The sequence below is a fragment of the Pseudomonas sp. AC242 genome (genome assembly GCF_979258655.1).
The window spans coordinates 2,367,241-2,380,157 of the sequence record NZ_OZ409873.1 but is presented as its reverse complement, the minus strand read 5'-3'; the positions used below and the strand labels follow the sequence as shown (position 1 = coordinate 2,380,157).

Genomic DNA, 12,917 nt, shown 5'->3' with positions numbered 1-12,917 from the left:
ATTGCACAACCCCCACTCATCGAGCCAAACGCCGCAACCCAAACATCATCCCCCCCGCTCCCAACAACATCACCGCCAGAAACACCGGATAGGAAATCCACCACGGCGTCCCCGCCGTCATCATGCTGAACTCCGACATGCCACCAATGCTCGCAATCAGGTTCAACGGCAGAAACACCACGTTGATCAACGTCAGCTTGCGCAGCAGGTTGTTCATGCTGTTGTTCATCAGATTGCCGCGCGCATCGATCAGTCCGGAAAACACCGTGGAGTAGATTTCCGCCTGCTTGTAGCACTGATTGTTCTCAATGATCAGATCGTCAATCAGGCCGAGCGCTTCACTGCCGAAATGCTGTTTCTCGGCATGATTGCGCAGGCGCGTGAGGACCGCGCCGTTGCTGTGCAGCGCGTTGATGTAATAGATCAGGCTTTCGCTGAGGTTGAACATCTGCACCAGATGCTGGTTCTGCATCGAGTGGTTGAATTTCTGCTGCAATTCGCGGGCGACCAGTTTGATCACCTTCAGGTGCCCGAGGTAGTGATGGATATTGCTGAACAGCAAATCAAGCAACACATCCAGCGGCGTGTTCAACGGCTGGCGAGTGCCGAGGCCGTGCAGCGGCGTGTCGTCGGTGGCGATCACCAGCAGTTGTCCGGGGGCAAACAGCAATCCGCAGGACGACACTTCAAATGCCAGGCTGCCGCCACCGGAGTAGTTTTCCGGGCGTTTCCAGATCAGAAACAAATGGTCGGGATGAAACTCGATGCGCGACACCTCATCCGGGTCCAGCGCTGACGCCAATGCGTGTTCATCGACCTTGAAATGACTGTGCAGCAAGTCGCGCTCGGCGGCATCGGGGTTGCTGAACAGCATCACCTCGGCGTCCAGTCGCTCGACCCGCTGCAGGGCGCCGTGGCTCAGTGCGAAGCTGTTGATCATCGGCGCCTCACCAAGCCTGGCCGCGACGCTTGAGTTCCAGGCGGCGCACGAACTCTTCCAGCACCAGTGAGTACAGATCGTCGTGCAAATAGGCGTCTTCGATGCCGGCGTCGAGGTTGGGGTTGTCGTTGACTTCGATCACCACCACTTTGTCGCCGGCCTGCTTCAGATCGACACCGTAGAGGCCGTCGCCAATCAGATTGGCGGTCTTCACTGCCAGCTCCACCACCGCACGCGGCGCCTCGTGGATCGCCATCGTGCGGCATTCGCCATTGATGTCCTGACCTTTGGCCTTGTGGTTGTAGATTTGCCAGTGGCCCTTGGACATGAAGTATTGGCAGGCGAAGATCGGTTTGCGATTGAGCACGCCGATGCGCCAGTCGTATTCGGTGTAGAAAAACTCCTGAGCCAGCAGCAACACCGAGTGCTCAAACAATTCGGCGGTCGCCTCAAGCAGCGCTTGCTGACTTTCGACCTTGATCACACCACGGGAAAAACAGCCGTCGGGGATTTTCAATACCAGCGGAAAACCAAGGCGCTCACCCACTCGCTCGAAGTCTTCTGGTCGCTCCTTGTAGAGGATTTCGGTGGCGGGCATGCCCAGTTGATGGCTGTTGAGCAGATCGGTCAGGTAAACCTTGTTGGTGCAGCGCAATATCGACGTTGGGTCATCCATGACTACCAGCCCTTCACTTTCGGCCTTCTTGGCGAAGCGATAAGTGTGGTTGTCGACGCTGGTGGTTTCACGGATCAGCAAACCGTCGTACTCGGCGAGACGTGCGTAATCCTTGCGTTCAATCAGTTCAACGTCGATGCCCATGGTTTTGCCGACCCGGACGAAGTTCGCCAGTGCCTTGGCGTTGGACGGCGGTAAAGCCTCCTGCGGATCGTGCAATATTGCCAGGTCGTAGCGCGCTACTTGCGGCGAGCGCGGCACACGCCAGACTTTACGACTGAAACCGTCCAGCGCATTGGCAAACTGATCTTCCTGATCGTCGCGCAACTTGTGCAAGGCACCGGACTTGATGCCTTCAATATGCCATCCGTTAGTTCGGCGAAACTCAACTAACAGAATCGGACAGGGAAACACTTCAAACAACTGCCGGGCCAGATCCTGTAATGGCTCGATATGGGTCCGGCCAAAATACAGGGTCAGAGTAAAGCCTTCGGTATCACTGTAGAGATGATGACTGAGGGCTTTCTCAAGGGTTTTATCGAGATCGTCCAATGCCAGACCGTACAGTGATTTTTTTGTCAGTTCGCTGATGGTTCGCACCGACGGAATCACCTTGTGCCCCCGCGCCTCGGCGAGCAACGAGCAGTAGTAACCGTGGCCCAGGTACTTGTAGCTGCGGCACAGATTGATCACCTGCACGCGCTTGCCCGGCTCGCTGTCACAGCTGTGCTCGAGGTATTCCTGCGCCGTCAGGATGTCTTCGCTGGGGAAATATGAGGCCCAGTCTTCCTTGCGCTCGACAATAATCAAAACCTGACTGGATGTTTTAATCGCTGATTTTAAATAAGTTGCCGCCGGCAAACTTTGCTCGGATACTTCGCGCCAATGACCCTGTACCGCTGACATAGAGATTGATCCGTTGGAGAACAAGACCTTTTCTATTAAGCACGAAGTTTTTTGAAAGTCTCGTTTCGTTACGCAACTTTTACGGTGGTCATATGAAGGCTGTTTTTCGTTTGGCGGTAGTTGAAGACTTGCCGGCGTTGCTGGCACTGGAAATGCAATGTTTCACCACGGACCGGCTCACCAGTCGCAGCTTTCAGTGGATGATCACCCGTGCTCACGGGCAGTTGCTGGTGGCGGAGTACGACGGTCAATTGTTGGGTTATGCGTTGGTGTTGTTTCATCGCGGCACTTCGCTCGCGCGGCTGTATTCCATCGCCATCGCCGTCGAGGCGCGCGGCACGGGCCTGGGCAAGGCATTGCTGCAGCGCATTGAAGCGATGGCCCTGGAACATGACTGCGCGTACCTGCGCCTGGAAGTGCGCCTCGACAACCCTGCGGCCATCGCGCTGTACGAGCGCAATGGCTACCGGCGTTTTGCCCTGATTCACGATTACTACGAAGACCACGCCGATGCGCTGCGTCTGGAGAAACGCATTCTCCAGCACCGTGATTCGCGCAGCATCAAGGTGCCTTACTACCCGCAAACCACCGATTTCACCTGTGGCCCGGCGTGTCTGTTGATGGCCATGGGCGCATTGCAATCGGAGCGTTTGCTGGAGCGTCGGGAAGAGTTGCAGGTCTGGCGGGAAGCAACGACGGTGTTCATGACCTCCGGCCATGGCGGTTGCAGCCCGCAGGGATTGGCACTGGCGGCGTGGCGTCGGGGGTTTCGCGTGCGTATGGCGCTGAGCATGAGTGGGCCGCTGTTCCTCGACGGTGTGCGTGACGCGCATAAAAAAGACGTCATGCGCCTGGTCCACGAAGAGTTTACGGCGCAATTGCAAGAGACCGATGTCGAGTGCGTGATCGGTGCATTGCTGGATCTGCCGCGACTGCTGGATGCCGGTGGACAGCCGTTGGTGTTGATCAGCAGCTATCGACTGACCCGCTCCAAATCGCCGCACTGGGTGATCGTGACCGATTGCGACGAAGACTTCGTTTACCTGCATGACCCGGATGTTGACCACAGCCAGCATCGACAGCCCATGGATTGCCAGCATGTGCCGGTGAGTCATGGGGAGTTCGAGAAAATGTGCCGGTTTGGCCGGGGTAAATTGCGTGCTGCAGTAGTGCTGTATTCCCGCGAAACGTAAACCTCCACATGCAGGAGCTGCCGCAGGCTGCGATCTTTTGATCTTGATCTTGAAAACAAGATCAAAAGATCGCAGCCTCGTTGCACTCGACAGCTCCTACAGGGGGAATCTTCTTTAAAGTTCGGGCTTCAAGCCGATTTTGTACAAAGAGCCCTTCTCTTCATCCGTCAGCACGTACAAGTAACCATCGGGCCCTTGCCGCACATCACGAATCCGCTGCTTGAGTTCACCCAGTAAGCGCTCTTCGTGCACCACCTTGTCACCATCGAACTGCAAGCGGATCAGCTCCTGAGTCACCAGCGCGCCGATAAACGCATTGTGTTGCCACGGCTTGAAACGATCGGCATCGTAAAACGCCATACCGGTAACGCCCGGCGACTTCTCCCACACGTGGTGCGGTGCGACAGTGCCTTCGGCCGTTTTGCCCTGAGCTTCCGGGATCGGCTGCATCGAGTAATTGATGCCGTGGGTCGCCAGCGGCCAGCCGTAGTTTTTGCCGCGTTCGATGATGTTCACCTCATCGCCACCGCGCGGGCCGTGCTCGTTCTCCCACACCGTGCCGGTCCAGGGATTGAGCGCCGCCCCCTGCGGATTGCGTACGCCGTAGGCCCAGATCTCGGGGCGTACGCCGGACTGACCAACAAACGGGTTGTCATCCGGCACCTTGCCGTCCGGGTAGATGCGCACGACCTTGCCTTGCAGCTTGTCGAGATCCTGCGCGGTCGGCCGGTCGTTGTTCTCACCCAAGGTAATGAACAAATAACCGTCGCGATCAAACACCAGCCGTGAGCCGAAGTGATTGCCGACCGAAAGCTTCGGTTCCTGGCGGAAGATCACTTTGAAATCCTTCAGCGTCTTCAAGTCATCCGAGAGCCGTCCTCGCCCCACAGCGGTGCCGGCCTTGTCGCCGGCACCGCCACCTTCGGCATAGGACAGATAGACCAGACGATCCTGTTTGAAGTCCGGTGACAGCGCGACATCGAGTAACCCGCCCTGCCCCTTGGCCCAGACCTGCGGCACACCGGAGATCGGCGCCGACAGTTTGCCGTCGGCGGCCACCACGCGCAGATTACCCGGACGTTCGGTGACCAGCATGCCTTGGCGATCCGGTAAAAACGCCAGTGCCCAAGGATGCTCAAGGCCTGCGGTGATGGTCGTGACTTCGAGGGTGCCCTGCTCGCTTTGCAGCTCTTTGGGGGCGGCGGCAAAGGCCGGCGCGCTGATCAGCGCGCCGGCACACAGTGTGGCTAGAACGGTTTTACGCAACATGCACGATTCCTTTTGTTCGTTTGCAGGGCCGGCAGAACCTCAGTCCTGCCGCTCAACGGTTGCTGTCTCCGCTGCGCGAAGGTGGGTTGGGAATGAACGTGGGCGGCGTGCTCGGCACCGAGCGGATCGGCTGGCCATTACCAATGCCTCGGTTCTCGACCGTAGGCTGGCGCGGCGTCGGTACAGTGTTCGGTCCCCGAATGGGTGGAGCGCTAGGCTGAGTGCCCTGCATGCTGTTCGGATTGGCCCGGCGGATCGGACTGTTGTAGGGGTTATTGCTATTGCCGGTGGGGCTTTGCGCCAACAGGACGTCGGCATGAACCAGACCACCACTGAGGGTCAGGACGACGATGCCAAGCAGAATTCGGTTCATGACGCTGCCTCTCGATGGGGCCGGGGATAGAGCCTTCGAGTCCACGCTACGCTCAGGGTTCGGATTTGTTAACCCGCAAGCCTTAAACAACATGTAACACGGCTTGACCGAGTCCCTGTAAACCCGCGCATTTCGGGGAAACTTTCAGTCACAGCCGCAGGTCATCCGATCATCACTCGGAGAACTCACCATGGCTCGGGCAATCTGGAAAGGCGCAATCAGTTTCGGACTGGTGCACATCCCTGTCGCATTGGTCTCGGCGACCTCGTCGCAGGGCGTCGATTTCGATTGGCTCGACAGCCGCAGCATGGATCCTGTCGGTTATAAACGGGTCAACAAGGTCACCGGCAAAGAAGTCACCAAGGAGCACATCGTCAAAGGTGTGGCCTATGAAAAGGGCCGCTATGTGGTGCTGAGCGAGGAAGAGATTCGCTCGGCGCATCCCGTATCGACGCAGACCATCGACATCTTTTCCTTTGTCGATGCCGAACAGATTCCGCTGCAGAACATCGACACGCCCTACTACCTGGCACCCGACAAACGCGGCGGCAAGGTTTACGCATTGCTGCGTGAAACCCTGAGCAAAACCAACAAGGTCGCCCTCGCCCGCGTGGTGCTGCATACGCGCCAGTACCTCGCGGCGTTGATGCCGCTGGATTCTGCCTTGGTGCTGGTGAAGTTACGCTGGCCGCAAGAGGTGCGCAGCCTCGATGAGCTGGAGTTGGGCAGCGAAGTGACCAAGCCGCAACTGGCCAAGGGTGAACTGGACATGGCCAAACGGTTGGTGCAGGACATGAGCGCGGACTGGAAGCCCGAGGATTACAAGGATGAGTTCGAAGACAAGATCATGGCTCTGGTCGAGAAAAAGGCCCATGAAGGCAAGATCGAGGATGTCGAAACGGTGGGCGGCGAGGAAGAGCGCAAGACAGCCGATGTTATCGATTTGACCGAGCTGCTTAAACGCAGTCTGGGTGGGAAAGCGGTGGCGAAGCCAAAAGCGAAAGCAGAGAAAACGGCGAAATCTGCGCCGGCGAAGAAGACCAAGAAGGCTTCCTGATAGTGATTGGTTGCCCTTGAGACCTTCATCGCGAGCAGGCTCACTCCTACAGGGGAACGCATTCCAAATGTAGGAGTGAGCCTGCTCGCGATGGCGTCAGCAACGTCTGCCTGGAACTCAGATCAGAATGAAGATCGCCAGCAAACCACCGAAGATCGCCCACTTTTCCATGTAGTAACGCTTGCGATTGCGCTTTTTCAGTTCTTTGCCACGCAGACGAATCTTGTAGATCCGCGTAAACAAGCGGTTGATCCCGCCGGTGCGGTCGCCTGCATCGTTCGGCGCGCCGGCAGCCGACATCACCGTACGGCTGAACCAGGCGTTGAACGCGGCGGCCCAGCGGTACTTCATCGGGCGCTCAATGTCGCAGAACAGGATGATGCGGTTCTTGTCGGTGGTGTTTTCGGCGTAATGAATAAACGTCTCGTCGAACATCACCGCTTCGCCGTCACGCCAGTGGTAGCTCTCACCGTCGACGTTGATGTAGCAACCGGCGTCGTTCGGCGTGTCCAGGCCCAGGTGATAACGATACGAGCCGGCATACGGGTCACGGTGACGCACCAGTTTCGAGCCCGGTGGCAGCTCGGCGAACATCGCGGCCTTGATCGAACCAATGCTTTGCACCAGTTCGGTGGTGCGCGGACACAGCTTCATCGCCGACGGATGGCTTTCGCCGTACCACTTCAGGTAGAAACGCTTCCAGCCGCTTTTGAAGAACGAGTTGAACCCGACATCGTCGTACTGGTTAGAGCGCTTGATCTCGCCGGCTCGCAGCAAATTCTGCCCTTCTTCGCGGATTTCCTCCCAGTGTGCCTGCAACGGGCTCAAGTCAGGAAACTCGCTCGGGTCCAGGTACGGCTGGTTCGGCTTCTTCGAAAACAGATAAAGAAAGCAGTTGATCGGCGCCAGAAACGTCGAGTGGTCGCTTAGTTGTCGACCGAGCTTGTGGCGCACACGCCCACGCAAATGAACGTATGCAATGGAAATGACATAAATAGCAGCAATGATGAGTTTCACGGAAATCGTCACACGTCAGAAGTGAACAAACTGCGCGCCTGGCGGCCTGAGGCTCAGCGTCTTATGCAGTGGTCTGATTACAAATGGCACGTCCTTGGCCCGCGCCGTTACCGGACGCTCGGTGAAAGGTGGCATTTTAGCCACAGTTTGTAACCGATAGTGAATCTTCAACTGTGAAAAACTGTCCCGCGATGACGCCAATCGGCAATCGTGGCGTGATCGCCCTATCGTTTAGAGAGCCAGACCAGTACAATCGCCGCCAAACTTTACGCGCCCCCCTTGGTTGATGACGGGACTCTCCCGCTTCAGCGCACTTCGACTCGGGCCAAGCGCTGCAGCCGCACCCTCGCTACTCAGAATGCTTCGCAGGAATAACTCTTGATCTCTACAGCTAACATCACGATGCAGTTCGGCGCCAAGCCGCTCTTCGAAAACGTTTCGGTCAAATTCGGCGCGGGCAACCGCTATGGCCTGATCGGCGCCAACGGTTGCGGCAAGTCGACCTTCATGAAAATCCTCGGCGGCGACCTCGACCCGTCCGGCGGTCAGGTCATGCTCGAGCCGAACGTGCGTCTGGGTAAATTGCGCCAGGACCAGTTCGCTTACGAAGAATTCACCGTGATCGACACCGTGATCATGGGTCACGAAGAGCTGTGGAAGGTCAAAGCCGAGCGCGATCGTATCTACTCGCTGCCGGAAATGAGCGAAGAAGACGGCATGGCCGTGGCCGAGCTGGAAACCGAATTCGCCGAAATGGACGGCTACACCGCCGAATCCCGTGCCGGTGAACTGTTGCTGGGCCTGGGTATCGGCATCGAGCAGCACTTCGGCCCGATGAGCGAAGTCTCGCCAGGCTGGAAACTGCGCGTATTGCTGGCGCAGGCGTTGTTCTCCGATCCGGAAGTGCTGTTGCTCGACGAACCGACCAACCACCTGGACATCAACACCATTCGCTGGCTGGAAAACGTTCTGACCCAGCGTAACAGCCTGATGATCATCATCTCTCACGACCGTCACTTCCTGAACAGCGTGTGCACGCACATGGCTGACCTGGATTACGGCGAGCTACGCCTGTTCCCGGGCAACTACGACGAGTACATGACCGTGGCGACCCAGTCCCGCGAGCAACTGCTGTCGGACAACGCCAAGAAGAAAGCGCAGATTTCCGAGCTGCAATCGTTCGTCAGCCGCTTCTCGGCCAACGCCTCGAAAGCCAAGCAGGCCACCTCCCGCGCCAAGGCGATCGACAAGATCCAGCTGGCCGAGGTCAAGCCTTCGAGCCGCGTGAGCCCGTTCATCCGCTTCGATCAGAACAAGAAGCTGCACCGCCAGGCGGTCATCGTCGAAAAAATGGCCAAAGGCTTCGACGGCAAACCACTGTTCAAAGACTTCAGCTTCCAGGTTGAAGCCGGCGAGCGCGTAGCGATCATTGGCCCGAACGGTATCGGCAAAACCACCCTGCTGCGCACCCTGGTCAACGAACTGACCCCGGACGCCGGCAGCATCAAGTGGACCGACGCCGCCGAACTGGGCTACTACGCTCAGGACCACGCGCACGACTTCGAAGACGACGTCACCCTGTTCGACTGGATGGGTCAGTGGACTCAGGGCGAGCAGATGATTCGCGGTACTTTGGGTCGCATGCTGTTCTCCAACGACGAGATCCTCAAGTCGGTCAAAGTGATTTCCGGTGGTGAGCAAGGTCGCATGCTGTTCGGCAAGCTGATTCTGCAAAAGCCGAACGTGCTGATCATGGACGAACCCACCAACCACTTGGACATGGAATCGATCGAGGCGCTGAATCTGGCGCTGGAAAACTATCCGGGCACGCTGATCTTCGTCAGCCACGACCGTGAGTTCGTATCGTCCCTGGCCACGCGCATCATCGAGCTGAGCCCGGATGGCGTGACTGACTTCAGCGGCACTTACGATGACTACCTGCGTAGTCAGGGCGTCGTGTTCTAAACAGCTGCTGCAATCTAAAAAGCCCTGTCCATGTGACGGGGCTTTTTGCATTCAGGGCGCTGATCGTTCCCACGCTCTGCGTGGGAATGCATCTCGAGACGCTCCGCGTCACATGAGCGGGACGCGGAGCGTCCGTGGCGGCGTTACCATGCAGAGCGTGGAAACGATCAGTCTGGAAAGATAGTTAGCCTGCTTTCTTTTATCTGACACCCAAGCCATGATGCGAACTCTCCCACCGCCGCCCGCGAACGAGTCCTCATGTCTGCGCAGCAACTGCCACCGCAAAGCTCCATGGCGATCACCCTGCAGATCGTCTCCATCGTGTTCTACACCTTTATTGCGTTCCTCTGCATCGGTTTGCCGATCGCAGTGTTGCCCGGTTATGTGCACGAACAATTGGGTTTCAGCGCGGTGATTGCCGGTCTGGTGATTGGCTCGCAATACCTGGCCACCCTACTCAGCCGGCCGATGGCCGGGCGCATGTCGGATACGCTCGGCACCAAACGGGCGATCATTTATGGCTTGTGGGGGATTGTCCTCAGCGGCTTGCTGACGTTGCTTTCCACACTGCTGCAAGACTTTGCGCTAGCGAGCCTGATCATTCTGATCATCGGCCGTTTGCTCCTCGGTATCGCGCAGGGCTTGATCGGCGTCGGCACCATCAGTTGGTGCATGGGCCAAGTGGGTGTCGAACACACCGCGAAATCCATTGGCTGGAACGGTATCGCGTCCTATGGCGCGATTGCCATTGGCGCGCCGCTGGGTGTGGTGATGGTCGCCGACTACGGCTTTACCAGCCTCGGCATCGCGCTGGCGGTACTGGCGGCAGGCGCGCTGCTACTGATCCGCAACAAACCCTCGGTGCCGGTGATACGCGGCGAACGGCTGCCGTTCTGGGCGGTATTCGGACGGATTGCCCCGTATGGCGCCAGCCTGACCCTGGCCTCGATCGGCTACGGCACGCTGACCACCTTCATCACTTTGTATTACCTGAACCGTGGCTGGACCGGCGCAGCGTACTGCCTGACGGTGTTTGGTGTGTGCTTCATCCTGTCGCGCCTGATGTTTATCTCGGCGATCAGTCGCTTCGGCGGGTTCAGGTCCGCCATTGCTTGTATGACTATAGAAACCGTCGGGCTGGTGCTGTTGTGGCTGGCGCCGTCCACCGCTTTTGCCTTGATCGGCGCGGGATTGGCCGGGTTTGGCTTGTCGCTGGTGTACCCGGCGTTGGGGGTCGAGGCGATCAAGCAGGTGCCGAGTTCCAGCCGCGGCTCGGGATTGGGGGCTTATGCAGTGTTTTTTGATTTGGCGCTGGCGATTGCCGGGCCGTTGATGGGCGCGGTGGCGTTGAATCTGGGGTATTCGTGGATATTCTTCAGTGCGGCGCTGTTGTCAGTGATTGGGCTGGGGCTGACTTTGCTGCTCCAGCGCCGGGCAACGACCTGAAGTCCGACGCAGCCCCCTGTAGGAGTGAGCCTGCTCGCGATAGCGGTGTGTCAGTCGACATAATCTTTTCTGATGAACCGCTATCGCGAACAGGCTCACTCCTACAGGGGATTTGCGGGGTTATTGATCTGCGGTTTGCATGCCGGCCCGGGTTGGTCTGCCCAGCGTGTGGGAGAAGAACCGCCCGGCCTCTGAAATGAGGTTGCGATGGATATCCTCGCGATCCACGCCATCAGCATCGGTACACAACGCCGGCATCGCGCGAACCTGCTCTTCATTGCACGGCGCCATAAAGACGAAGTGCCCTGCCCCGGCGAGTAATTTGAAATCCGGCGCCGTCGGCAGTTTGCGCGCCAGCGCCGCCGCGTTCTTGTCGAAGGCGACCAGTTTGTCGCCATCACCGCTGTAGAGCAGCACCGGCACATGCACATCGGCCAAGGTGTGACGGCCGAACTTCAAGCTCAGCGGCGCCATCAGCAGCAAGGCATGGACGCGCGGATCCGCTACCGGTTGCAGGTCATCGCGATCAACGATCAATTCACCCTGCGTGTTGCAGGCATCACGATCATCTGGACGCTCTTGGCAATAACGACGCAGGCGATCGAGATCCGGTTGCGCCCCCGACAGGATCAACGCCGTTTCGCCGCCCGCCGAATAGCCAATCACCCCGACCTGATCGGCATTGACGTACGGCGCGAGCATGCGGTCGCCAAGCGTGGCGGTAATCGCTTCGGAAATCTGGATTGGCCGACCATAGAGATTGCTCAGGGTGCCCAATCGGCTGTGGTCTTTGGAGTTGTCGCCGGGGTGAATCACCGCCACCACGACAAAGCCTTTGCGTGCCAGTGAGGTCGCGAGGTCATGCAGCGCCAGCGGCGTGCCGGTGTTGCCATGGGAGAGCATCAGCATCGGGAAGCGGCCGATGGCGACTTTGGTGTCTTCGCCAGCCTCGACCGAATAACCCTCGAGCAGGCTCATGTGTTCGCGGTCGCTGGAGGGATAAAAGGCAATCGCGCGCATCGGCTGCAGATCCAGCGGATCGAGGAAGGTCATTTCGTGGTAGCCGACGCTCCACACCGGGTGTCGCCCAGGCGCAGCCTGCACTGAATTCAGGCCGCCGAGCAGGCAAATCAGTAACGCTGCACAAAGACGCATCATGGGATGCCCCACCCTGTTGTTACTCAATCGAAAGTTCCGCTGCGTTGCGGGCCTGAACCCCCGGTGATTAGGTGTTCCGGTACGACAATGCATTCAGACACTGATTGTGTGACTGCATAACCCGGGCCAGATTATGTAACAGTCAGAAACAAAAAACTCCGTATTCGCCCCTTGCGGAACCAGAATACAGAGTTTTTTGGGGGTTACCTGAACATCAGCTGTTCTTTACGCAAGCCTTACGCGGCGGCGAACAGTTGCTCGCTGATCTTCGCCTGAGCAGCGGTCATGGCGTTGTTGCGCACTTCTTCGCCATACGCCAGGCCTTCGGCTCGGACGATTTCGATATCGGTGATGCCAAGGAAGCCCAGTACCAGCTTCAGATATTCTTCGTGAGCGATGCCGCTGGCTTGGCCGGCGTGGATGCCGCCGGCAGTGGAGACGATCACGACTTTCTTGCCGCCGCACAGGCCTTCAGGGCCGGCTTCGGTGTAACGGAAGGTCTGACCGGCGACTGCTACGCGATCGATCCACGCCTTGAGTTGGGTCGGTACGGTGAAGTTGTACATCGGAGCCGCGATAACAACGGCGTCGGCGGCGATGAACTCGGCCAGGGTCGAAGCGCTCAGTTCGGCTTCGTGCTGTTGTGCGGCGTTACGCAGCTCAGCAGTAGTGCCAGCGGCGACCAGGGTGGTCGACGAGAAGTGGCTGATAGCGTCGGCGGCCAGATCGCGGTAAGTCACGACTGCGCTTGGCTCGGCGGCCTGCCAGGCTTTGACGACTTCGCTGCTCAACTGACGGGAAGCCGAGTTGTCGCCCAGAATGCTCGAATCGATATGCAGCAGTTTCATGTGGAATCTCCTGGAAGGAATCGCCGGTGGCGACGGAATGGAGACAATCCTACGCAAGAAACCAATGGA

At 58.3% G+C, this 12,917-nt stretch carries 11 protein-coding genes; 4 read left to right on the top strand and 7 right to left on the bottom strand.

Going from position 1 to position 12,917, the window contains the following annotated elements; translation table 11 throughout:
- Positions 1–16: 16 nt before the first annotated feature.
- A complete protein-coding gene (locus ACZZ0A_RS10765) occupies positions 17–940 on the bottom strand; it encodes a magnesium transporter CorA family protein (protein ID WP_095113256.1) in 924 nt (307 codons plus the stop codon).
- A 7-nt stretch (positions 941–947) separates the two neighbouring features.
- The gene (locus ACZZ0A_RS10760; RefSeq protein ID WP_463543011.1) at positions 948–2,522 is read right to left on the bottom strand and encodes a RimK family protein; all 1,575 of its coding nucleotides are present in this window, start codon (positions 2,520–2,522) and stop codon (positions 948–950) included.
- A gap of 92 nt (positions 2,523–2,614) precedes the next feature.
- Here ACZZ0A_RS10760 and ACZZ0A_RS10755 point away from each other — a divergent pair, with 92 nt between their 5' ends.
- Positions 2,615–3,715, top strand: a complete 1,101-nt coding sequence (locus ACZZ0A_RS10755; protein ID WP_095113258.1) for a peptidase C39 family protein — start codon at positions 2,615–2,617, stop codon at positions 3,713–3,715.
- 114 nt (positions 3,716–3,829) lie between these two features.
- Here ACZZ0A_RS10755 and ACZZ0A_RS10750 read toward each other — a convergent pair whose 3' ends face one another.
- Together ACZZ0A_RS10750 and ACZZ0A_RS10745 are read right to left on the bottom strand one after the other, a co-directional pair.
- A complete protein-coding gene (locus ACZZ0A_RS10750; RefSeq protein ID WP_463543010.1) occupies positions 3,830–4,984 on the bottom strand; it encodes a PQQ-dependent sugar dehydrogenase in 1,155 nt (384 codons plus the stop codon).
- A gap of 52 nt (positions 4,985–5,036) precedes the next feature.
- Positions 5,037–5,357 (bottom strand): hypothetical protein, encoded by a 321-nt coding sequence (locus ACZZ0A_RS10745; RefSeq protein ID WP_007914772.1) that lies wholly within the window; start codon positions 5,355–5,357, stop codon positions 5,037–5,039.
- Between the two features lie 190 nt (positions 5,358–5,547).
- Between ACZZ0A_RS10745 and ku the strand changes: the two genes are divergently transcribed.
- Positions 5,548–6,414, top strand: a complete 867-nt coding sequence (ku, locus tag ACZZ0A_RS10740) for a non-homologous end joining protein Ku (RefSeq protein ID WP_007914774.1) — start codon at positions 5,548–5,550, stop codon at positions 6,412–6,414.
- Between the two features lie 117 nt (positions 6,415–6,531).
- Here ku and lpxO read toward each other — a convergent pair whose 3' ends face one another.
- A complete protein-coding gene (gene lpxO, locus ACZZ0A_RS10735) occupies positions 6,532–7,431 on the bottom strand; it encodes a lipid A hydroxylase LpxO (RefSeq protein ID WP_007914777.1) in 900 nt (299 codons plus the stop codon).
- A 378-nt stretch (positions 7,432–7,809) separates the two neighbouring features.
- Between lpxO and ACZZ0A_RS10730 the strand changes: the two genes are divergently transcribed.
- Positions 7,810–9,396: an ABC-F family ATPase gene (locus ACZZ0A_RS10730; RefSeq protein WP_007914779.1), complete on the top strand. Its 1,587-nt coding sequence runs from the start codon at positions 7,810–7,812 to the stop codon at positions 9,394–9,396.
- Positions 9,397–9,654: 258 nt separating this feature from the next.
- Positions 9,655–10,842 (top strand): MFS transporter, encoded by a 1,188-nt coding sequence (locus ACZZ0A_RS10725; protein ID WP_463543009.1) that lies wholly within the window; start codon positions 9,655–9,657, stop codon positions 10,840–10,842.
- Positions 10,843–10,962: 120 nt separating this feature from the next.
- On the opposite strand, the gene ACZZ0A_RS10720 is transcribed toward ACZZ0A_RS10725, so the two are convergent.
- On the bottom strand, positions 10,963–12,000 hold the full coding sequence (locus ACZZ0A_RS10720; protein WP_463543008.1) for an alpha/beta hydrolase family protein: 1,038 nt from the start codon (positions 11,998–12,000) through the stop codon (positions 10,963–10,965).
- A 236-nt stretch (positions 12,001–12,236) separates the two neighbouring features.
- Complete coding sequence (locus ACZZ0A_RS10715) at positions 12,237–12,848, bottom strand: FMN-dependent NADH-azoreductase (protein WP_007914786.1); 612 nt, start codon at positions 12,846–12,848, stop codon at positions 12,237–12,239.
- Positions 12,849–12,917: the final 69 nt, after the last annotated feature.